General features: G+C 66.2%; 19 protein-coding genes. 7 read left to right on the plus strand and 12 right to left on the minus strand.

What is annotated here, in order from left to right; genetic code table 11:
• On the plus strand, positions 1 to 1,484 hold a 1,484-nt coding region (locus ACFO5X_RS10320), incomplete at its 5' end, for a LamG-like jellyroll fold domain-containing protein (protein WP_380717341.1).
• Positions 1,485 to 1,493: 9 nt separating this feature from the next.
• Here the strand turns inward: ACFO5X_RS10320 and ACFO5X_RS10325 are convergent.
• The 6 genes from ACFO5X_RS10325 to ACFO5X_RS10350 all read right to left on the minus strand — a co-directional run bounded on the left by ACFO5X_RS10325 (position 1,494) and on the right by ACFO5X_RS10350 (position 6,364).
• Positions 1,494 to 2,357 (minus strand): branched-chain amino acid aminotransferase, encoded by an 864-nt coding sequence (locus ACFO5X_RS10325; protein WP_380717343.1) that lies wholly within the window; start codon positions 2,355 to 2,357, stop codon positions 1,494 to 1,496.
• Positions 2,358 to 2,417: 60 nt separating this feature from the next.
• The gene (locus ACFO5X_RS10330) at positions 2,418 to 2,852 is read right to left on the minus strand and encodes an ion channel (protein WP_380717344.1); all 435 of its coding nucleotides are present in this window, start codon (positions 2,850 to 2,852) and stop codon (positions 2,418 to 2,420) included.
• A gap of 99 nt (positions 2,853 to 2,951) precedes the next feature.
• The gene (kynA, locus tag ACFO5X_RS10335; protein WP_380717345.1) at positions 2,952 to 3,785 is read right to left on the minus strand and encodes a tryptophan 2,3-dioxygenase; all 834 of its coding nucleotides are present in this window, start codon (positions 3,783 to 3,785) and stop codon (positions 2,952 to 2,954) included.
• Positions 3,782 to 4,255 carry a GNAT family N-acetyltransferase gene (locus ACFO5X_RS10340; RefSeq protein WP_380717347.1) on the minus strand — a complete coding sequence of 158 codons (474 nt, stop codon included), beginning with the start codon at positions 4,253 to 4,255 and terminating at the stop codon, positions 3,782 to 3,784. Before ACFO5X_RS10340 ends, kynA begins: the two co-directional genes overlap by 4 nt.
• Positions 4,252 to 5,445 carry a kynureninase gene (gene kynU, locus ACFO5X_RS10345; protein WP_380717348.1) on the minus strand — a complete coding sequence of 398 codons (1,194 nt, stop codon included), beginning with the start codon at positions 5,443 to 5,445 and terminating at the stop codon, positions 4,252 to 4,254. The genes ACFO5X_RS10340 and kynU overlap by 4 nt, the downstream gene beginning before the upstream one ends.
• 166 nt (positions 5,446 to 5,611) lie before the next feature.
• Positions 5,612 to 6,364, minus strand: coding sequence for an SDR family NAD(P)-dependent oxidoreductase (locus ACFO5X_RS10350; RefSeq protein WP_380717349.1), 753 nt, complete (start codon positions 6,362 to 6,364; stop codon positions 5,612 to 5,614).
• A 135-nt stretch (positions 6,365 to 6,499) separates the two neighbouring features.
• Between ACFO5X_RS10350 and ACFO5X_RS10355 the strand changes: the two genes are divergently transcribed.
• The 4 genes from ACFO5X_RS10355 (at position 6,500) to ACFO5X_RS10370 (ending at position 11,076) form a co-directional block, all read left to right on the plus strand.
• A complete protein-coding gene (locus ACFO5X_RS10355) occupies positions 6,500 to 7,444 on the plus strand; it encodes an MBL fold metallo-hydrolase (RefSeq protein ID WP_380717350.1) in 945 nt (314 codons plus the stop codon).
• Complete coding sequence (locus ACFO5X_RS10360) at positions 7,441 to 7,914, plus strand: methyltransferase family protein (RefSeq protein ID WP_380717351.1); 474 nt, start codon at positions 7,441 to 7,443, stop codon at positions 7,912 to 7,914. Before ACFO5X_RS10355 ends, ACFO5X_RS10360 begins: the two co-directional genes overlap by 4 nt.
• 128 nt (positions 7,915 to 8,042) lie before the next feature.
• Positions 8,043 to 9,617: a Re/Si-specific NAD(P)(+) transhydrogenase subunit alpha gene (locus tag ACFO5X_RS10365; protein WP_380717352.1), complete on the plus strand. Its 1,575-nt coding sequence runs from the start codon at positions 8,043 to 8,045 to the stop codon at positions 9,615 to 9,617.
• 10 nt (positions 9,618 to 9,627) lie between these two features.
• Complete coding sequence (locus ACFO5X_RS10370) at positions 9,628 to 11,076, plus strand: NAD(P)(+) transhydrogenase (Re/Si-specific) subunit beta (protein ID WP_380717353.1); 1,449 nt, start codon at positions 9,628 to 9,630, stop codon at positions 11,074 to 11,076.
• Between the two features lie 239 nt (positions 11,077 to 11,315).
• On the opposite strand, the gene ACFO5X_RS10375 is transcribed toward ACFO5X_RS10370, so the two are convergent.
• The 5 genes from ACFO5X_RS10375 to ACFO5X_RS10395 form a co-directional block, all read right to left on the minus strand.
• Positions 11,316 to 13,754 carry a GcvT family protein gene (locus ACFO5X_RS10375; protein WP_380717354.1) on the minus strand — a complete coding sequence of 813 codons (2,439 nt, stop codon included), beginning with the start codon at positions 13,752 to 13,754 and terminating at the stop codon, positions 11,316 to 11,318.
• Between the two features lie 104 nt (positions 13,755 to 13,858).
• Positions 13,859 to 14,755, minus strand: a complete 897-nt coding sequence (locus ACFO5X_RS10380; RefSeq protein WP_380717355.1) for a homocysteine S-methyltransferase family protein — start codon at positions 14,753 to 14,755, stop codon at positions 13,859 to 13,861.
• The gene (locus tag ACFO5X_RS10385; RefSeq protein WP_380717356.1) at positions 14,752 to 17,190 is read right to left on the minus strand and encodes a GcvT family protein; all 2,439 of its coding nucleotides are present in this window, start codon (positions 17,188 to 17,190) and stop codon (positions 14,752 to 14,754) included. Before ACFO5X_RS10385 ends, ACFO5X_RS10380 begins: the two co-directional genes overlap by 4 nt.
• Complete coding sequence (locus ACFO5X_RS10390; protein WP_380717358.1) at positions 17,191 to 17,571, minus strand: GFA family protein; 381 nt, start codon at positions 17,569 to 17,571, stop codon at positions 17,191 to 17,193.
• Between the two features lie 10 nt (positions 17,572 to 17,581).
• Entirely contained in the window at positions 17,582 to 18,151 is a 570-nt protein-coding gene (locus ACFO5X_RS10395) for a helix-turn-helix domain-containing protein (RefSeq protein ID WP_380717359.1), read from the minus strand.
• 270 nt (positions 18,152 to 18,421) lie between these two features.
• On the opposite strand from ACFO5X_RS10395, the gene ACFO5X_RS10400 reads away from it, so the two are divergent.
• Both ACFO5X_RS10400 and ACFO5X_RS10405 read left to right on the plus strand, forming a co-directional pair.
• Positions 18,422 to 18,601 carry a hypothetical protein gene (locus tag ACFO5X_RS10400; protein ID WP_380717360.1) on the plus strand — a complete coding sequence of 60 codons (180 nt, stop codon included), beginning with the start codon at positions 18,422 to 18,424 and terminating at the stop codon, positions 18,599 to 18,601.
• A gap of 60 nt (positions 18,602 to 18,661) precedes the next feature.
• Positions 18,662 to 19,441: an SDR family NAD(P)-dependent oxidoreductase gene (locus tag ACFO5X_RS10405; RefSeq protein ID WP_380717361.1), complete on the plus strand. Its 780-nt coding sequence runs from the start codon at positions 18,662 to 18,664 to the stop codon at positions 19,439 to 19,441.
• 96 nt (positions 19,442 to 19,537) lie between these two features.
• Here ACFO5X_RS10405 and ACFO5X_RS10410 read toward each other — a convergent pair whose 3' ends face one another.
• On the minus strand, positions 19,538 to 20,710 hold the full coding sequence (locus ACFO5X_RS10410) for an acetyl-CoA C-acyltransferase (RefSeq protein ID WP_380717362.1): 1,173 nt from the start codon (positions 20,708 to 20,710) through the stop codon (positions 19,538 to 19,540).
• Positions 20,711 to 20,721 lie beyond the last annotated feature (11 nt).

A 20,721-nucleotide genomic window follows, 5' to 3' on the forward strand; every position in this document is an offset into this window, starting at 1 on the left:
ACAACGGCGGCGCGCATAACGACGACCGGCTGGGCACGATCACCGTCTACGGCGACCTGGTGAAGCGCTCCGACATCGAACACACCGCCGCCCCGGCCTATGGCATCGTCACCTCCATCGAGGACCTGGGCGAGGCCGTCAAACCGACGGACATGGGCGAAGACACCGGCCGGATCCGCCCGCCGAAGGACATCGCACGCCCTGGCGACCTTGGCCTGACCGCCGGCCTGACCCCGGTGCTGGCGGTGGCGGGCAGCCACGACTTCTCGCCGGACGACCGCGCCCCGCTGGTGATCGATCACGAGGCCGATCTCGCCCTGGCCGCCGGAACCATCGCCTTTACCTTCGAAGCGGCGGATACCGGCGAATTCCAGGTGCTGTTCTCGAAGGACGCCACGGGCGACTCCGACGGCCACATTGCCGCCTATGTCAACGAGATCGGCAGCCTGACCGTCCGCATCCAGAGTGACGGCGGCTCGCACTACATGACGGTCGATCACGCGGTGAAACCGGGAGATACACATCAGTTCGCGCTGAACTTCGGACGCGAGGGGCTGGAACTCTGGCTCGACGGCGCCAGGGTCGCCTACGAGAAGGACATCACAATCGACCTGACCGGCAACGCTGAATCCCTCGTGGTCGGTGCCACCGGTTGGGGCAGCACGCCCGGCACCGCCGACATGATCTACAGCCACTTCGACGGGACGATCACCGACTTCATGATCTTCGATCGCCAGCTTGAGGGTTCCGAGGTCTTCGGCACCGCACCGCGCGACGACACTCTGTATCTCGACAAGGTGGTCGGAGGTTACGACTTCGCCCGGGGCTCCGACGATCTGGTCATCAGCACCAGGGGCAGCGCAGACGTGACGGCGGGAAAGGATATCGACTATCTGCACTTCGCAAACCTTTCGGTCCGAGTCAGCGAGGTTCAGTTCGGCACCCGTCTGAACGACGCTCTCACCGGGCGCGACGGTGCCGACGTGTTGCTCGGCTATGCCGGAAACGACGACCTGCGCGGATACGACAACGACGATGTCCTGCGCGGCGGCGATGGCGATGACAGCCTGTTCGGCGGAAACGGAGAGGACATGCTGGAAGGGGACAATGGCAACGACCGGCTGTTCGGCGGCAATGACGCCGACATCATCTTTGGCGGCTCGGGCGATGACGAAATCTATGGCGAGGACGGCAACGACCGGATCTATGGAGGCGTCGGCGACGACCGGATCTATGGCCATGTCTGGAACAGCGGCGGGGCTGCCCGGAACGACCGGGTCTACTATGACGGAAACCGCGCCGACTACAGCTTTGCCACCGCGCGCTGGTTCGATAGCAACCGGGGCGGAGAGGTCACCCAGCTGACGATCACGGACTCTGCCGATGGCGGGCGCGACGGCTATTACGAAGGCAAGGACCGGCTGATCGACATCGACTTTGTGGTCTTCGCCGACCAGACGGTGGCCTTTTCCGATCTGCTCTGAGACCGGCGGTCAGCCGTTGCTGGCCGCCCAGTCCCAATACATCTCGCGCACCCGCCGCGTGACCGGCCCCACCTGATACTGCCGCTCGTCAAAGGCGCTGACCGGCGTCACCTTGTTCATGTTGCCCGACATGAACACTTCGTCCGCTGCCTCGAAATCGGCAAAGCTCAGCACCGTTTCGTGCACCTTAATCCCGTCCGCGCGCATGTTGCTCATGTGACGGGCGCGGGTGATCCCGGCCAGAAAGGTGCCATTGGCGATCGGCGTGAAGACCTCGCCGTCCTTGACCATGAAGATATTGGCCGTGGCGGTTTCGGCGACATTGCCCATCGCATCGGCCACCAGGGCATTCGAAAAGCCCTTCGAGCGGGCCTCGACCAGCATCCGCGCGTTGTTCGGGTAAAGGCACCCGGCCTTGGCGTTCACCACCGCGTCCTCCAGCACCGGCCGGCGAAACCGCGTGCGGGTCAGCGTCGCAGCGGCCGTCGGCGCGGCCATCGGGATCTCTTCAAGGCAGACCGCAAACCCGGTCGTATCGGCATTCGGCACGATGGCCGTGACATCGCCATCTATCCCCCAATACATCGGACGGATATAGACGGCCGTGTCGCGGCTGAACGCCGTCAGCCCATCGCGCACGATTTCGACCATCGCCGCGGTGGTGACCGTGGACGTCAGCATCAGCGCCTCGGCCGAACGATTGACGCGGGCGCAATGCGCATCGAGATCGGGCGCCAGCCCGTCGACATATCGTGCCCCGTCGAAAACGCCCGACCCCAGCCAGGCGCCATGATCCGCCGCCCGCATGATCGGCACGTCGCCGTCGTGCCAGCGTCCTTCGAAATAGGTGCGGATGTTCTTGCCGGTTGCCATCGTCGGTTCTCCTTTTCTCCGCCCCGACCCTAGGACCGAAGCGGCCACGGGGTCCAGTGCTCAGCGCCGGTCCCCGCGCTGGCGCAACCGCGTCTCACGCAGCGTTTCGACCAGCATCGCGGTCAAAAGCCCGAAGATCAGCAACCCGTTGGCCGCCGCCATGCCGCCCAGCAGGCGCCATTCGATGGGCAGAAGGATGTCACCAAACCCAAGCGTCGTGAAAGCGACCAGGGCGAAATAGACCGACGCCTCGAGCGTGATGAAGATATCCAGCGTCCAAAGTGCGAGCGCCCAGATCCAGACAGATGCGGTCATCACCATCAGCGTCCAGAGCATGGCCAGCGACAAGATCGCGATCAGGCGCGGCCCGTGCGGGCGGCGCGTCACCCAGCCATGCGAGCGGATCAGGAACACCTCCAGTCCCCACCAGCTCATCGTGGCAGCGATGGATGTCGTGCCGATCAGGATACTGCCCAGAATCAGCTGGATCAGCATTCGCCGGCCGCTCTGGTCTTGCTGATGCGCACGCGGGGATCCTTGCTCTCGCCCCCTGCAGCCTATGTCAGGTGACCCGGCGCCGTCCAGCCGGACGGGTCACAGACCGGTTCGCAGATGCCAGAGCTCCGGGAACAGTTCGACCTCCAGCATCCGCTTCAGATAGCTGACGCCGCCGGTGCCGCCGGTGCCGCGCTTGAACCCGATCACCCTTTCCACCGTGGTGACATGGTTGAAGCGCCAGCGGCGGAAGTAGTCCTCCAGATCCACAAGCTTTTCGGCCAGCTCATAGAGGCTCCAGTATTTCTGTGGCGCGCGATAGACCTCGGTCCAGGCCGCCATCACCGCCTCGTTTTCGGTGTGGGTGCTGGCCGGGTCGCGGTCCAGCACCTCGGCCGGCAGCGGGATCGCCGCATTGAGCGCCCGCAGGGCGACATCATAGACCGAAGGCCGCGCCAGTTCGGCCTGCAACAGGGCCATGACCTGCGGGCGATGCGCATGGGGCCGGATCATTGCGGCGTTACGGTTGCCCAGGATGAATTCGATCTGACGATACTGGTGGGACTGGAACCCCGAGGACTGCCCCAGCGATCCGCGGAATGTGGTGTAGTCGCTGGGCGTCATCGTTCGCAACACGTCCCAGGCGCTGTTCAGCTGCTCGAAGATCCGGCTGACCCGCGCCAGCATCTTGAAGGCCGGCCGCACATCGGTTTCCCCCAGCGCCGCCCGCGCCGCCGAGAGTTCATGGATCGCCAGCCGCATCCACAGCTCCGAGGACTGGTGCTGGATGATGAACAGCATCTCGTCATGCGCATCCGACAGCGGCGCCTGCGCGCTCAGCAGCTTGTCGATCTGCAAATAATCGCCATAGGACATGCGGCCGTCGAAGGCCATCTGCGCGCCCTCGCGGGCCGGATCGTAGGGATCGCTCATGCGGTCAGTTCCAGGGACATGGCGAAGCGCTCGATCGCAACGCCGTTGCGGGTGACGGTTTCGGGATGATCCACCTGCCAGCCGTTGCGGGCCAGAAACGCGCGGGCAAAGTGGCTCGCGTGCGAGGTCATGCGGGTCACGCCACGCGCCCGCGCATTGGCAAGAATGACGCTGTACAGAGTCTGCGCCAGACCCTTGCCCATCCAACGCGGGTGTACGAAGGCCATGTCGAGATAGCCCTCCTGCGTCGCCGCCATGAATCCGGCGACCCCTGCCTCGTCCTCGGCCACCTGCGTGTCCATCCCCGCCAGCCAGTCGGGCCATGACTCGGGCATCTCGTCCTGCGCGGCCCAGGCCATGCGCTGCGCTGCGTCATAGCGGGTGGCCGCGCCCTCGCGCACCGCCGCGCGGAACACCGCATGAACGGCCGGCGCATCTTCGCGCCGGTAGGGGCGCACGGCCGGAATCATGTGACCGCCCAGCGCACCTGGAATTCGGGGCGCTCATATGCCCTCGCGGTCATCACCTCGACAATGATGCGGGCGGCGGCGCGGATATCGTCGTCGTCCAGATACAGCGGCGTGATCCCGAACCGCATGATGTCGGGCGCACGGAAATCGCCGATTACACCGCGCGAGATCAGCGCCTGCATCGCCGCATATCCCTGATCGAAGCGGAACGAGACCTGGCTGCCGCGCAGGGCACCGTCGCGCGGGCTCGCCAGCCTCAGATCCGGGCAGGCGGTCTCGACCTCGGCGATGAACAGATCGGACAGAGCAATGCATCGCGCCCGCAGCGCCTGCATGTCGACCTGATCCCAGATGTCCAGTGCCGCGGCCAGCGCTGTCATCTGCACGACCGGCGGCGTGCCCACCCGCATCCGTTCGATCCCCGCGCCCGGGCGATAGTCGAGATCGAAGGCGAAGGGCGACTCGTGCCCCAGCCAGCCCGAAAGCGCCGGCACCGCCTTGCCCGCGTGGCGCGGCGACACATAGATGAAGGCCGGCGCGCCGGGGCCCCCGTTCAGGAACTTGTAGGTGCAGCCCATGGCGAAATCCGCACCCGCACCCGCCAGATCCACCGGCAGCGCCCCGGCGGAATGCGCCAGATCCCAGACCGCCAGTGCCCCCGCTGCATGGGCCTTGGCGGTCAGCGCCGCCATGTCGTGCTTGCGCCCGGTGCGATAATCCACCTCGGTCAGCATCATCGCCGCGACCTCTTCGGTGATCGCCCCGGCCACCGCTTCGGGATCGACGACGCGCAGCTCGTATCCCGCACCCAGTAACTTCACCAGCCCCGAGGCCATGTAGAGATCGGAGGGGAAGTTGCCGTTGTCGGACAGGATCACCTTACGCTCGGGCCGCAGCATCAGCGCGGCCGCCAGCGCCTGATAGACCTTGATCGACAGCGTGTCGCCCACCGTCACATGCCCGGGCTCGGCGCCGATCAGCCGCCCGATCCGGTCGCCCAGCGCCATCGGCATCTGCATCCAGCCGCCGCGGTTCCAGCCGGTGATCAGCATTTCGCCCCATTGATCCGTCAGCATCTCGGCGACCCGGGCTGGCGCAGCCTTGGGCAACGGCCCAAGGGAATTGCCGTCGAGGTAGATCACCCCTTCGGGCAGGTGGAACATCGACTTGGTGGCGGCGAAATCGGTCATCGGCACTCTCCGGCGGGCGCTGGGAATACTTTAAGCATAAAGCAAATCCGGTCTACACCGCAATTTGCGACCTGTCCAGCGCCGCGCCACTGCGCTTCTCTGGTTCCAAAATACCTCCGCCGGAGGCAGCCGCGCGCCTCGCGCGGCTTCGGTCCGGCGGTTCGGACTACATCTGCCCGCCGGCGATCTCGATGGTCTGGCCGTTCACGCTCTGGCTGCCAGGGCCGACCAGCCACATCGCGGCGGCGGCGATCTCTTCCGGTTCGATCAGCCGCTTGTGACGATTGGAGTTGATCATGATGTCGCGCGCCGCATCCGCGCTGATCCCGGCGCGCTCGGAAATGCTCGCCGTATTGCGCGTGACGATCGGCGTATCGACATAGCCCGGGCAGATCGCATTGAAGGTAAACGGCTGGCCCAGATAGTCCTCGGCCAGCGACCGCGTCAGCCCGATCATGCCGTGCTTGGAGGCCGAATAGCAGGCCGCTCCCTGCAGGCCGCGTACGCCGGCCATCGAGGCGATGGTGATCACCCGTCCCCACCCGGTCGGCCGCATCGAGGTCAGGCACTCGCGGATCGTCAGGAACGCGCCATCGAGGTTGGTCGCCATCATGTTGCGCCAGAACTCCATCGAGGTCTTGTGGACCGCCCGCCCCTCGGCAACGCCGGCATTGGCCACACAGATCTGCACCGGTCCGCGCGCCTCGACCGAGGAGGCGACCTTGGCCACCACATCCGCTTCGTCCCGCACATCCATGGCCAGACCGGTGATGCCCTCGCCTGCCACCTCGTCCAGCACCTCCTGCCGGCGTCCGGTGATCGTGACGCTGGCGCCCTCTTTGGCGAAAGCGCGGGCAATGGCCAGGCCGATGCCGGTACCGCCGCCGGTGATGAACGCGTGTTTGCCCTGAAGTGTCATATGTCTCTCCTCGATGTTGCGCAGACCCTTACCGGCTTTGCCCGGACAGGCAAGCCCTGCGACTCTTCGCGCCGCGGCGTCGCTTTACAAACGCATTCAGACAGCCGAATGTTTTACTGGAAACGGAGGAGCCGCATGAAACATCTCGTCGCCCTGCTGATGCTGGTCGCCACGGCCGCCGCGGCCAGCGAAGATATCGCCGACCAGTATCCTCAATCCGAACTCTACTCCAAACCCGTGGAATTCATCCCCCATGTCTTCACGGCCATCGGGGCGACGGCGCCGCCGACCTACGAGAATGCGGGCCACAACAACAACCTCTCCTTCATCGTCACCTCCGAAGGCGTGGTGGTGGTGAATGCCGGTGCGTCGAACCGACTGGCGGCGGCGCTTCACGATGAGATCCGCCGTGTCACCGACCAGCCCGTCGTGCTGGTGATCAACGAAAATGGCCAGGGCCACGCCATGCTGGGCAACGGCTACTGGCGCGATCAGGGCGTCGATGTGCTGGCCCATGTCGATGCGGTCGAAGAGACACGCAAGAACGGCGACTTCATGCTTCAGGGCATGCACGCCTATAACCGCGACCGCGCCGAGGGTACCCGCGTCGAACATGCCAACCTGACCTTCAAGGATCGCCATGAACTGACACTGGGAGGGGTGCGCATAGAGGTCCTGCATCTCGGCCCGGCGCACGATCCGGGCGACGCCCAGGTCTGGCTGCCCGACCTCGGCCTCATGCTGACCGGCGACATGGCCTTTCACGAACGCATGCTCCCGATCTTCGAAGGCACCTGCACCAAATGCTGGATCGAAACCTGGGAGACCAAGCTTGAACCGCTGGCGCCCACCTATGTGATCCCAGGTCACGGCCACCCGACCAACCTTGCCCAGGTCCGCCGGTATACCCATGACTACCTCGTCGATCTGCGCGAAAAGATAGCAGCACACATCGACGCGGGCGGCGATCTTGCCAGCGCCTATTATGTCGATCAGTCTGCCTGGGCTCATCTCGACACCTTCGAGGAACTGGCCACCAAGAACGCCGGACGGGTTTTTGCCGAGATGGAGTGGGAATGAGCTCCTCGTCGCTGCCGTTGACGAAATGGATCGACATGCCCCCGGTCTGGCTCGCGGGGTTCATCGCGATCGCCTGGGCTCAGGCGCGCTACTGGCCGGTGGGTCTCAGCCTCGCCAGCCCTCTGACCGACCTGCTCGCCGGCCTTCTGATCGGCGGCGGCGTCCTGCTGATGCTACTGGCCTTCGCTGAATTTCGCAGGCAGCGCACCACCGTGATCCCGCACCGGACGCCGGAGCGGCTGATCCAGTCGGGCATCTTCACCCGCACCCGCAACCCGATCTATCTGGGCGATGCCATGATCCTTGCCGGTGCGGTCCTGCTGGTAGACGCCGTACCCTCGCTGGTGCTGGTGCCCCTCTTCGTCTGGCTGATAGAGCGCCGCTTCATCGTGCCGGAAGAGAATCGCCTGCGCCGTAGCTTTCACGCCGACTTTGCACGCTACGAACGAAAAGTTCGCCGCTGGCTGTAAATCTTTTCAAAAGTTGCCCTACCTGTGCAACCCGTGCGCTTGCGCATTGCTGGGCCGCGGGTTAGTGGATTCACGACTTGCCGCATGGGTATGCCCAGTGCGGGGGATGAGGATAAGGGGACCAATCGGTGAGAATAGGCACTCCCACGGAAGTATTTGAGGGCGAAAACCGCGTCGCCATGACTCCGGACAGCGCAACCGCCCTGCAGAAGCTCGGCCACACCTGCCTGATCCAGTCCGGAGCGGGCCTGAAAGCCGGATTTTCCGACGCGGCCTACGAAGCCGCGGGTGTCGAGGTCGTCAAGACCGCTGCCGATCTCTGGGCCAAGGCCGAGGTTGTCGCCAAGGTGCGCCCGCCCAGCGAAGCCGAAGTGGCGATGCTGAAGGACGGCCAGACGCTGATCTCCTTCTTCTACCCCGGCTCTAACGAAGCGCTGATGAAGCAGGCCGCCGACACCGGCGCCAGCGTCATCGCCATGGACATGGTGCCGCGTATTTCCCGCGCCCAGAAGATGGACGCGCTGTCGTCGATGGCCAATATCGCCGGCTATCGCGCCGTGATCGAGGCCGGCAACAACTTCGGACGCTTCTTCACCGGGCAGGTGACCGCTGCCGGCAAGGTTCCCCCGGCCAAGGTGCTGGTGATCGGTGCCGGTGTGGCGGGTCTTGCCGCCATCGGCACCTCCACTTCGCTCGGCGCCATCACGCTCGCCTTCGACGTGCGCCCTGAGGTCGCCGAACAGATCGAGTCGATGGGCGCGGAATTCGTCTATCTCGATTTCGAAGGCCCGGCCCAGGACGGCGCCGCCACCGGGGGCTATGCCGCGCCCTCTTCGCCGGAGTTCCGCGAGGCACAGCTCAAAAAGTTCCGCGAACTGGCCCCGCAGGTCGATATCGTCATCTCCACCGCCCTGATCCCGAACCGGCCCGCGCCGGTGCTCTGGACCAGGGACATGGTCGAAATGATGAAGCCCGGCTCGGTCATCGTCGACCTTGCCGCCGAACGCGGCGGCAACTGCGAACTGACAGTGCCCGACCAGAAGATCGTCACCGACAATGGCGTGACCATCGTCGGCTATACCGATTTCCCCAGCCGCATGGCGGCCCAGGCCTCGACGCTCTATGCCACCAACATCCGTCACATGATGACGGACCTGACCCCGGGCAAGGACGGCGTCGTCAATCACAACATGGAAGACGACGTGATCCGCGGGGCGACCGTCACCCACGCCAAGGCCGTCACCTTCCCGCCGCCGCCGCCCAAGGTTCAGGCCATTGCCGCGCAGAAGCCAAAGGAAAAGGCCAAGGAACTGACCCCGGAAGAGCGCAAGGCCCAGGACATCGCGGCCTTCAAGGCGCAGACCCGCAGCCAGGTCGGCGTCTTGCTGGTTGGCGGCCTGCTGATGCTGCTGATCGGCGCCTATGCGCCCGAAAGCTTCATGAGCCACTTCATCGTCTTCGCGCTGGCCTGCTTCGTCGGCTTCCAGGTGATCTGGAACGTCAGCCATGCGCTGCACACCCCGCTCATGGCCGTGACCAACGCGATCTCGGGCATCGTCATCCTTGGCGCCCTGCTCCAGATCGGCGCGGGCAACTGGCTGGTGGTCATCCTGAGCTTTGTCTCGGTGCTCATCGCCTCCATCAACATCGTCGGCGGGTTCCTCGTGACCCGGCGCATGTTGGCCATGTTCCAGAAGTCGTAAGGGGCCCGCCATGTTCTCTATCGGAATCACCTCGGCGGCCTATATCGCGGCGGCTGTCCTCTTCATCCTCTCGCTGGGTGGCCTCTCGAACCAGGAAAACGCCAAGCGCGCGGTCTGGTACGGCATCGCCGGCATGGCGCTGGCCGTCATCGCCACCGTCTTCGGCCCCGGCGTCTACAACGTCTGGCTGATCCTGATCGCCGTCGCGGCGGGCGCGTTTGCCGGACAGTATGTCGCCGCCCGCGTGCAGATGACAGAAATGCCCCAGCTGGTCGCGGCGCTGCACAGCTTCGTCGGCCTCGCCGCCGTCTTCATCGGCCTGAACGCCGACATCATGCTGTCCTCCGTGCTCGACCTGAAGGCCGCCGGCATCGACGAGGCAGCGGCCCAGCTGACCGGCTTCGGCAAGAAGCTCTGGCACAAGGACGCGGTGGAAATCGCGATCCTCAAGGTCGAGGTCTTCCTTGGCATCTTCATCGGCGCCGTGACCTTCACCGGCTCGGTCGTCGCCTTCGGCAAGCTGGCCGGCAAGGTCGACGGCAAGCCGTCACAGATGCCCGGCGGCCACATGCTGAACGCCGCCGCGCTGGCCGCCTGCATCGTGCTCGGCCTGCTCTACATGACTGGCTCGGGCATCTGGACCATGGTGCTGGTGACGCTGATCGCAGGCTTCATCGGCTGGCACCTCATCATGGGCATCGGCGGCGCAGACATGCCGGTCGTGGTCTCGATGCTGAACAGCTATTCCGGCTGGGCCGCGGCCGCCATCGGCTTTACCCTCGGCAATGACCTGCTGATCGTCACCGGCGCGCTGGTCGGCTCCTCGGGCGCGATCCTGTCCTACATCATGTGCAAGGCGATGAACCGCAAGTTCGTCAACGTGATCCTCGGCGGCTTCGGCGGCACCTCGGGGCCGGCGCAGGACATCGAGGGCGAGATGATCGCCATCGACGCCGACGGCGTCGCTGCGGCACTGAACGATGCCGACTCGGTCATCATCATCCCGGGCTACGGCATGGCCGTGGCGCAGGCCCAGCAGGCGGTGGCCGAACTCACCCGCAAGCTGCGCGCCCGCGGGAAAGAGGTGCGCTTTGCCATCCACCCGGTGGCGGGCCGCCTGCCCGGCCACATGAACGTGCTGCTGGCCGAGGCCAAGGTGCCCTACGACATTGTGCTGGAAATGGACGAGATCAACGAGGACTTCCCGAACACCGACGTCGCCATCGTCATCGGCTCGAACGACATCGTGAACCCGGCGGCGCAGGAAGACCCGAACTCGCCCATCGCCGGGATGCCGGTGCTGGAGTGCTGGAAGGCCAAGCAGGTTTTCGTCTCCAAGCGCGGCCAGGGCACGGGATACTCGGGCATCGAGAACCCGCTGTTCTACAAGGAGAACACGCGCATGTTCTACGGCGATGCCAAGGCAAGCCTCGACAAGCTGATCCCGATGATCGACTGACCCGGAGATTCCGGACAAATGCAAAGGGCGGCGCACAACGCGCCGCCCTTTTTGTTTCGCCGCGCTCTGCGCGCCGACCGGCCGGGGGGCTCTGCCCCCCGGACCCCCCGAGGGTATTTGTGAACCAGAGAAAGGCAAATGCACCGCGCCCCTGATCTTCTCTGGTTTCCAAATTTCCTCGGGGGAGTCGCGCCGCAGGCGCGGCGGGGGCAGAGCCCCCTTCCCGGCCGCGACCGGCGCTACATCCGCACCCTTTCGCCGTCAGGGTCGTACATCGGCCGGGACGAGGCCAGCGCCGGCACCCGCACACCCGCCACGTCCACCTCCCAGCGGGAGGCCAGCAGGTCGGCCAGCGCTTCGCCGCGGCAAGGCACATAACCCATGCCGATGGCCGCGCCCAGATGGTGGCCATAGGCCCCTGATGATAGATGCCCGACGATCTTGCCGTCGCGCAGCAGCGGTTCGTTGTGGTAGAGCAGCGGTTCGGGATCGGTCAGGCGGAACTGCAACATGCGCCGGTCGAGGCCCGCCTCCTTCTTGCGCAGCACCGCCTCGCGGCCGATGAATTTTGGCTTGGCCGTCTTCACTGCGAACCCCAGCCCGGCTTCCAGGACATGATCCTCGCAGGTGATGTCGTGCCCGAAATGACGGAAGCCTTTCTCGATCCGCGCGCAGTCCATCATGTGCATTCCGCAGAGCCGAAGGCCAAGGCCCTGCCCGGCCTCCCACAGCGTCTCGAAGGCATGGCCCGCCATATCGGCCGAGACGTAGATTTCCCAGCCCAACTCGCCCACGTAGGACACCCGGTGCGCCCGCGCGAGGCCAAGGCCGAGCTCGATGTCCTGCATGGTGCCGAAGGGATTGGCCGCGTTCGAGAAATCGTTGGGCGAGACCAGCTGCATTAGCTCGCGCGCGCGCGGTCCCATCACCGCCAGCACGCCTTCGCCCGCCGTCACGTCGGTGATGACGACCCGCCGGTCGCCCAGGGCCCGGCGCAGCCAGGTCTCGTCCGCCAGCCGTGTCGCGGCCGGGGTCACCACCAGATAGGCGGTTTCGGACAGCCGGGTCACCGTCACGTCGGCCTCGATCCCGCCTCTGGCGTTCAGGAACTGGGTGTAGACGATCTTGCCCATCGGCACCGCCATCTCGGCGCCGCAGACATGGTTGAGGAAGGATTCAGCGTCCGGTCCCTCGACCCGCAGCTTGCCGAAGGACGACATGTCATACATGCCCACCCCGCCGCGCACCGCCGCCAGTTCGGCCGCGACATTGGGAAAGAAGCTCTGCCGCCCCCAGGTATAGGTGTATTCCGCCGCCTGCCCGGGCCGCACGAACCAGTTGGCCCGCTCCCAGCCCGCCAGTTCGCCGAAGACCGCGCCGCGCTCGGCCAGATGCGCGTGGAAGGGCGTGCGCCGCACGCCGCGCGCGCTCGCCTTCTGGCGGAACGGGAAGTGGTCGGCGTAGAGCAATCCCAGCGTCTCGGAGGCGCGCTCCCGAAGGTAGCGCGCATTGCCCTGGAAGGGCTGCGCCCGCGCGATGTCCACGTCGCCCAGATCGAAGGGTCGGGCGCCGTCCTCCATCCACTGCGCCAACGCCATGCCCGCGCCGCCCGCCGACTGGATGCCGATGGAGTTGAATCCAGCCGCGATCCAGACGTTGTCCATCTCGGGCGCCAGACCCAGGTGATAGGCGTTGTCGGGCGTGAAGCTCTCGGGCCCGTTGAAGAAGGTGTGGATCCCCGCCTGCCCCAGGATCGGCATCCGGTTCACCGCCATTTCCAGGATGGGTTCGAAATGGTCGAAATCCTCGGGCAGCTGGTCGAACTCGAAATCCGGGCGCGGCGGGCCCCAGGGCTTGCCCTTCGGCTCGAAGGCGCCAAGCATCAGCTTGCCGGCGTCGACCTTGAAATAGGCGCATTCGTCCGGCACGCGCAGGACGGGAAGCTGGTCCAGCCCCGCGATGGGTTCGGAGACGATGTAGAAGTGCTCGCAGGCCTGCAGGGGGACGTTCACCCCGGCCATGCGCCCAACATCGCGGCCCCAGAGACCGCCGCAGTTCACCACCATCTCGCAGGCAATATGCCCCGGCCCCTCGGCCGAAACGTAATCGACCCCGGTGATCCGGCGGCCCGCCTTGGTGAAACCCGTCACGGCCGTATGCTCGGCGATCAGCGCCCCGCGCTGCCGCGCGCCCTTCGCAAGGGACAGCGCGATATTGCCGGGGTCGCCCTGTCCGTCCTTCGGCAGATAGACGCCCGCCACCACCCCGTCGAGATTCAGATGCGGATAGCGCGCGCCGATTTCCTCCGGCGTGATCTCCTCGATCTCGACCCCGAAGGCCCGCGCCATGGCGGCCGAGCGGAAGATCTCTTCCCGCCGCTCGGGCGTCAGCGCGGCGGTAATCGACCCTACACGGCGGAACCCGGTTGCAACGCCGGTTTCCGCCTCGAGCCCGCCGTAAAGCTCCTGGCTGTATTTCGCGAGCCGCGTCATGTTCGAGGTCGCCCGCAGCTGTGCGATCAGACCGGCGGCATGCCAGGTCGTGCCCGAGGTCAACTGCTTGCGTTCCAGCAGCACCACGTCGGTCCAGCCGAGTTTGGTCAGGTGGTAGGCGACGGAACAGCCGACGATACCGCCGCCGATGATGACGACGCGGGCCTTGTCAGGAAGTGCTGGCATTCGGGAAACCTTTCAGGTTTCGGATCGCCGGCGCGATCCGACCGGGGCGGGGGGCGCTGCCCCCCGAGCCCCCCGGAGTATTGGCAAAGAGAAGAAGCAGGGGGTCAGACAATGCGATGGCCCGCCGCGCGCAGACGCCGCGCGAGTTCCGCGATATGGGCCGGCCCGACCTCGCAGCAGCCGCCGAGGATCGTCGCGCCATGGTCGATCCAGGTCATCGCCTGATCCGCATAGGCCGCGGGCGTCAGGTCGCTCCGCCGTTCCAGCGAAGCGACAGTTGGCGCATCCTTGAGGAAGTCCTCTGAGATGCGGGTAAAGCCGTTGGCATAGGCACCGAAGGGCAGACCCATGGGCGCGAGGATGTCGAGCGCCGCGGCAATGACCTCGGGCGGCGAGCAGTTGATCAGGACCGCCTCGGGCGCGAAGTCCCGCAGCAGCGGCGCGATTTCGGCCAGCGGCTCGCCCGAGCGCAGGCGCGTTCCGTCGGCATCTGTGACCGTGAAGCCGATCCAGACCGGTTTGCCCAGATCCGAGACGCCCTTCAGCGCCCCCTCGGCCTCGCGCAGCGAGGAGACGGTCTCGATCAGCAGGATATCCACCCGGGGTGCCATCACTGCGGCGACTTCGTGAAATCTGGGCGCGGCGATCCCGGGATCGGGATCCAGATCGGGGCGGTAGCTGGCCAGCAGCGGCCCCAACGCGCCGGCGATGCGCCCGCTGCCATGGTCAGCGCGGGCCGTTTCGGCCTGGGTCAGGGCGCTGTCCAGCAACGCGGGCAGGTCGCCCTCCATCCCCAGCGGCGCCAGCCGCGAGCGGTGCAGCGCATAGGAGTTGGCCGTCGCGATGGTCGCGCCGGCAGCGAAATACTCGCGATGCAGCGCGCCCACCATCTCGGGGTGGTCGATCAGCACCCGCGTCGACCACAGCCGCTGGTCCATCACATCCGCGCGGCGTACCAGCTCCTGGCCGATGGAGCCGTCGAGAAGGGTAATGTCGCTCATGCCCTCAGCCTTTCGTTCTTCGGATCCCAGACCGGCCCGTCCGGCATGACCTCGGCGGCGCGTCGGTGGCCAAAGATGTCAACCTCGATCTGGGTGCCCGGCACCGCCAGATCGGCCCGCAGCATTCCCAGCGCCAGGGAGGCATTGACGCGATAGCCCCAGGCGCCGGAGGTCGTCTCGCCCACCACCTCGCCGTCGTGCCAGAGCGTCGACATATAGGGCGCATCCACGGCGCCGGCATCGACCTTCAGGGTCACGAACCGCTTTTTCGTTCCGGCCTGTTTCTCTTGGAGCAGAGTCGCTTTTCCGGGGAATTCCTTGTCGAAGCGCACGAAGCGGTCCAGCCCGCCTTCCAGCAGCGAATAGTCGGTGGACAGGTCGCCCTTCCAGGCGCGATAGCCCTTTTCGATCCGCAGCGCGTTCAGCGCCCACATGCCGAAGGGTCGCGCCCCGGCGGCCGCAACCGCGTCCCAGATCGCCGGCGCATCCTCGGGGGCGCAATGCAGCTCCCAGCCGAGTTCACCGGCGAAGGAGACCCGGATCAGGGCGCAAGGCCGGCCTGCCACATGGGTGTCGTATTGCACCGACAGCCAGGGCAGCGAAAGGTCGGCGTCGGTGAGCGGCGCCAGGATCTCCCGCGCCTTCGGCCCCGTGACCAGCAGGCATTCCACCGCGTCGGAATGATCGCTGACGGTCACTCCCGGCGGCGCCTTGCGCGAAAGCAGTTCGCCGTCGTGCCATTGCGCCACCCCGGCGGTGATCAGCCCGACCTCGTCCTCGCCATGCACAAGACAGGACATCTCGGTCAGGATCCGGCCGCGGCTGTCGGGGAAATAGACAAGGCCGATCTTGCCCTCGGCCGGCAGGCGAGAGCAGGTCAGGCTGTCGACAAAGGCGCGCGCGCCCGGCCCTTCGACCTTGAGCCGGGTAAAGCCGGAGATGGCCAGAATGCCGCAACTGTCCCGTACAGACTCGCATTCGGCCTTGATCCGCGACTCCCAGGGGCCGGCTCGGTTCCAGGTCTGCGTGGTCTCTTCCGACAGGTCATCGCCGGGCCCGGCAAACCAGTTCGCCCGTTCCCAGCCATTATAGGCCCCGAACTGCGCGCCGGCTGCCTCCAGCCGGGAATGCAGCGTGGACCGCCGCTTGCCGCGCCCGGCCGGCCAGGTATGCCAGGGGAAATGCATCGCGTATTCGTGGCCATAGGTCTCGATCCCCTTGGCGACGCAATAGTCTTGATCGGCATAACCGGTGAAACGGCGCGGATCGCACGACCACATGTCCCATTCGGTCTGCCCCTCGGTCACCCATTCCGCCAGCACCTTGCCCGCACCGCCCGCCTGGGCGATGCCGAAGGTAAAGACGCAGGCCTCGAAGGCGTTCGGAACACCCGGCATCGGCCCGATCAGGGGCAGGCCGTCCGGCGCATAGGGGATCGGGCCGTTGATCACCTTGTTCACCCCGACCGAACCCAGCAGCGGCACGCGCGCGATGGCATCCTCGATATACCACTCCAGCCGCTCCAGGTCGTCGGGATAGAGCTGGAACGAGAAGTCCTCGGGCATCGGATCGTCCGGGCGGACCCAATGCGCCCGGCAGTTGCGCTCGTAGGGGCCAAGGTTCAGACCGGTCTTTTCCTGACGCAGGTAGTAGGAGGAATCCACGTCGCGCAGCAGCGGCAGCTTGTGACCCTGTTCGCGGGTCCAGGCGCTCAGTTCGGGGATTTCGTCGGTCAGCATGTATTGATGGCTCATCACCATCATCGGCAGGCGCCGCCCGCCAAAAGGACGGAACCACTCTGCCACCCGCTGCGCGTAATAGCCGGCGGCATTCACCACGATCTCGCAGCGGATCTCGCCCTTGGGCGTCTCCACGATCCATTCGCCGTTTTCGCGCCGCACGCCTGTTGCCGGGCAGAACCGCTCGATCCGCGCGCCCATCTCGCGGGCGCCCTTGGCCAGCGCCTGGGTCAACTGCGCCGGGTCGATGTCTCCGTCCGACGGGTCGTACAGCGCGCCCTTCAGGTCATGCGGCTCTATGAAAGGGTATTTGCCCCTGATCTCATCCAGGCCGAGGATGTCGATCTCCATCCCCTGATACCGTCCCATCCCGCGCGCCCGGGCGAATTCCATCATCCGCGCGTCGGAATGCGCCAGCCGGATCGATCCGGTGACGTGGTAGTTCATCGGGTAATCCACCGCCGCGCCCAGTCCGCGATACAGCTCGGTGGAATAGCGCTGCATGTTCATGATCGACCACGAGGTCGAAAAGGTCGGCACATTACCCGCCGCGTGCCAGGTCGACCCGGCGGTCAGTTCGTTCTTTTCCAGCAGCACAGAGTCGGTCCAGCCCGCCTTGGCGAGGTGGTAAAGCGAAGAGGTGCCAACCGCACCGCCGCCGATGATGACCACGCGGGCCTGGGACGGAAAGGTCATCTACTGCGCCCGCTTCGGCAGATCGTCGTTCAGGTCGTAATAATCGCCCTTGTCGGCCACGAAGATATGGCGCGAGAGGGCAAGCCCGGTGGGCTTTTCCAGCGCCCCGAGCGCGACCGAAGTATGCGACTCATCCGGGTTCTTCCAGAACAGGAAGGCACCGCAGGTTCCGCAGAAGCCCCGCTTTGCAAAATCGCTGGCGGCATACCAGCGCAGGCTGCCGGCGTCGTTCACCGTCAGCACATCGTTCTCGGCGCGGGCCGAGGCCCAGAAGTGGCCGGACTGCTTGCGGCACTGGCCGCAGTGACAGGCCGAGGGCGGCGCGAGATCGCCCGCCACGGTGAAGGTCACGCCGCCACAGTTGCAGCTTCCTTTGTACATGTCGTCCTCCTCAGTAGACCGGCGGGGCGATCACCCAGATCGCCACGGCCGGTTCGTCATAGGGGTTGATCCATTCGAAGGGCTCGCCGCGGATGCGGAAGCTGTCGCCCGGATGGATGGTGAAGGATTTGCCGGAGATCACCAGATCGAGCTTGCCCGACACGAGATAGCCGACCTCTTGCGTCGGACGGGTCACCATCTCGCCGATGCGACTGTGGGGCTCGAAGGTCGAATGCACCATCTCGAAGGCATCGGTGAGATCGGGCGAGAGCAGTTCCTCGACCAGCCCGGCGGCGCCCGAACCTATGGTCCGCCGCGCGCCGCGGCGCACGATATATCCCGATTCTTCGGCCGGCGCCGGCGCCTGACCGAACAGCATCGACACCGAGACGCCCAGCCGCGCCGCGATATGGCGCAGGTCGGTGATCGAGGGCTGCGACAGGTCGCGCTCCACCTGGGACAGCCAGCCGACCGAGCGGCCCAGATCGCCGGCCAGTTCGGCCAGAGTGACCCCCCGCGCCTTGCGCAGGGCGCGCAGGTCGGCGCCGAGCGATCCGGACAGGGGAGCAGTCTGGAACATGGGCGGTCTCGTGAAAAATTGCGGGTGAATTTCATACTGATCCGAGTCGATGAAATTTCCAAGACAAATTTCACGCATTGCCTGGGGGACACGACCAGGTGTTTGACCAAGCCTTCACCATTTTCGGCGAGACTGCCCGCCGTAAGGGCAAAAGGGGGCCGGAACGGCCGTGGGGCTTCGATGCCACCTCCCGGAATTCCGGGCACCCGATACCCTGACCCATGAAGTGCCGGAGGACACTTTGCCAAACCGACGCAAGGAGCCGTCCTCATGTGCCTGACTGCCGAAGCCCTCGCCCTCTTCCTCAACATGCTCGATCCCGCCATCATCGAAAGCCAGGCGCAGAAGATCACCGTTCACGCCGCCCTGCAGGATACTGTCTGGGTCCAGTCCGCCGATCTCTGGTGCACCGACGCGCGCCACCCCGAACGCCTGGTCGAGGCCGACTGAGGCTTGACCTCGCCCCGCCTTTTCGGGTCACTCGGCACCGGCACTGCAAGGGGGCGCGAGATGGATATCGACGGAACGCGGGCACTGGTGACTGGCGGCGGCGGCGGACTGGGGCGCCACATCAGCCTGGCCCTGGCCCGCGCGGGGGCGGATGTGGCGGTGACCTGGCTGTCGCGCGACGGGGAGGCCAGAAAGGTCTGCGCCGAGATCGAGGCGCTGGGACGCCGCGCCATGGCGGTGCAAATGGACATCACCGACGCCGCGGCCATCGAAACGGCGGTGCGCACCGTGGCCGAGGCCTGGCACGGGCTCGATATCCTGGTCAACAACGCCGGGCGTGGCCGCCCGACCCTGCCGGGAGAGGACAGCCCGCGCGTGGTGCCCTTTGGCGATATCGCCGCCCTGACGCCCGAGCTGTACGATCATCTCATGGCGATCAACATGCGCGGGCCCTTCCTTGCCGCGCGCGCCGCCGCGCCCTGGCTGCGCGCCTCGGGGCGCGGCAGGATCGTCAACATAGGCTCTACCATCGGGTTTTCGCCGCGCGATGCCGGGCTGTCCTTTGCCATGGCCAAGGCCGGCGCGATCCCGCTGACCCGCTATCTTGCCGCGACGCTGGCGCCCGAGGTGCTGGTCAACTGCGTCGCGCCCGGCCTGATCGAGGGCACCGGCCTGACCGGCGCCGCGGAGCAGACCTATATCGACAGCTGGCGCGACAAGGCGATCCTGAACAGAACCACCGCGCCCGAGGATGTGGCGGCCCAGGTGCTGGCCCTCGTGCAAAGCACATCGACCACCGGGCAAACGGTGGTGGTGGACGGCGGGATCTCCTTCAACTGAAAGCGCCTGCGGCGGGCGGGCAAGGGGGGCTGTCTGCCCCCCTCTGGGCCTTGCGGCCCATTCACCCCCCGAGGAATATTTGAAGCAAGAGGAAGATCAGGCCCGTTCGATGGCGATGGCCGTTCCCTCGCCGCCGCCGATGCAGATTGCGGCGACGCCGCGCTTGAGGCCGCGGGTTTCCAGCGCGTTGAGCAGCGTCACCATGATCCGCGCGCCCGAGGCGCCGATGGGATGCCCCAGCGCGCAGGCGCCGCCGTTGACGTTGACCTGGTCGCGATGCACCCGCATTTCGCGCATGAAGGCCATCGGCACCACGGCGAAGGCCTCGTTCACCTCCCAGAGGTCGACGTCGTCGACATGCCAGCCGAGCCGCTCCAGCAGCTTGCGGGCGGCAGGCACCGGCGCGGTCGGGAACTGCGAGGGCGCCTGGGCGTGGCTGGCGTGGCCGAGAATGCGGGCGCGCACCTTCAGGCCGCGCGCCTCGGCCGCCTCGGCACTGGCCAGCACCAGCGCGGCGGCGCCGTCGGAGATCGAGGAGGAGTTGGCCGCCGTCACCGTGCCGTCCTTGCGGAAGGCGGGTTTGAGCAGAGGGATCTTCTCGGGCCGCGCTTTGCCCGGTTGTTCGTCGGTGGTGATCACCGCCTCGCCCGAACGGCCATGCACCGTCACCGGGGCGATTTCGGTACGGAAGGCACCGCTGCGCTCGGCCTCGAGCGCGTTGGACAGCGAGGCCAGCGCATATTGATCCTGTGCCTCGCGGGTGAACTGGAAGGCCTCGGCGCAGTCCTCGGCGAAGGTGCCCATCAGGCGGCCCTTGTCATAGGCGTCTTCCAGCCCGTCGAGGAACATGTGGTCGATCACCTGTTGGTGACCGATCCGTGCGCCACCGCGCATCTTGGGCAGCAGGTAGGGGGCGTTCGACATGCTCTCCATGCCCCCGGTCACCATCACCTCCGCATGGCCCAGCGCGATCTGGTCGAAGCCGATCATCGCCGCCTTCATCCCCGAGCCGCACATCTTGTTCAGCGTGGTCGCCGGCACCTCTTCGCCCAGCCCCGCGTCGAACAGGGCCTGACGCGCCGGCGCCTGGCCCTGGCCGGCTGGCAGGACGCAGCCCATCAGCACCTCGTCCACGGTGGAGGCCCCCGCATCCTTCAGCGCGGCGCGAATCGCGACCCCGCCCAGATGCGCGGCGGTGATCCCGTCGAAAACACCCTGGAATCCGCCCATCGGCGTACGCGCCGCCCCGGCGATGACAACCTGTTTCATCTCGACCTCCG

The sequence above is a fragment of the Seohaeicola nanhaiensis genome (genome assembly GCF_042654245.1).
Classification (GTDB): domain Bacteria; phylum Pseudomonadota; class Alphaproteobacteria; order Rhodobacterales; family Rhodobacteraceae; genus Seohaeicola_A; species Seohaeicola_A nanhaiensis.

Bases quoted from the DNA above. Each gene is read 5' to 3' on its own strand.
- ACFO5X_RS10395 (WP_380717359.1), bottom strand. From the start codon at position 18,151: ATGTTCCAGACTGCTCCCCTGTCCGGATCGCTCGGCGCCGACCTGCGC.
- ACFO5X_RS10410 (WP_380717362.1), bottom strand. From the start codon at position 20,710: ATGAAACAGGTTGTCATCGCCGGGGCGGCGCGTACGCCGATGGGCGGA.
- ACFO5X_RS10400 (WP_380717360.1), top strand. From the start codon at position 18,422: ATGTGCCTGACTGCCGAAGCCCTCGCCCTCTTCCTCAACATGCTCGAT.
- ACFO5X_RS10325 (WP_380717343.1), bottom strand. From the start codon at position 2,357: ATGGCAACCGGCAAGAACATCCGCACCTATTTCGAAGGACGCTGGCAC.
- kynA (WP_380717345.1), bottom strand. From the start codon at position 3,785: ATGAGCGATCCCTACGATCCGGCCCGCGAGGGCGCGCAGATGGCCTTC.
- ACFO5X_RS10355 (WP_380717350.1), top strand. From the start codon at position 6,500: ATGAAACATCTCGTCGCCCTGCTGATGCTGGTCGCCACGGCCGCCGCG.
- ACFO5X_RS10370 (WP_380717353.1), top strand. From the start codon at position 9,628: ATGTTCTCTATCGGAATCACCTCGGCGGCCTATATCGCGGCGGCTGTC.
- ACFO5X_RS10385 (WP_380717356.1), bottom strand. From the start codon at position 17,190: ATGACCTTTCCGTCCCAGGCCCGCGTGGTCATCATCGGCGGCGGTGCG.
- ACFO5X_RS10380 (WP_380717355.1), bottom strand. From the start codon at position 14,755: ATGAGCGACATTACCCTTCTCGACGGCTCCATCGGCCAGGAGCTGGTA.
- ACFO5X_RS10340 (WP_380717347.1), bottom strand. From the start codon at position 4,255: ATGATTCCGGCCGTGCGCCCCTACCGGCGCGAAGATGCGCCGGCCGTT.
- ACFO5X_RS10375 (WP_380717354.1), bottom strand. From the start codon at position 13,754: ATGCCAGCACTTCCTGACAAGGCCCGCGTCGTCATCATCGGCGGCGGT.
- ACFO5X_RS10330 (WP_380717344.1), bottom strand. From the start codon at position 2,852: ATGCTGATCCAGCTGATTCTGGGCAGTATCCTGATCGGCACGACATCC.
- ACFO5X_RS10350 (WP_380717349.1), bottom strand. From the start codon at position 6,364: ATGACACTTCAGGGCAAACACGCGTTCATCACCGGCGGCGGTACCGGC.
- kynU (WP_380717348.1), bottom strand. From the start codon at position 5,445: ATGACCGATTTCGCCGCCACCAAGTCGATGTTCCACCTGCCCGAAGGG.
- ACFO5X_RS10390 (WP_380717358.1), bottom strand. From the start codon at position 17,571: ATGTACAAAGGAAGCTGCAACTGTGGCGGCGTGACCTTCACCGTGGCG.
- ACFO5X_RS10360 (WP_380717351.1), top strand. From the start codon at position 7,441: ATGAGCTCCTCGTCGCTGCCGTTGACGAAATGGATCGACATGCCCCCG.
- ACFO5X_RS10405 (WP_380717361.1), top strand. From the start codon at position 18,662: ATGGATATCGACGGAACGCGGGCACTGGTGACTGGCGGCGGCGGCGGA.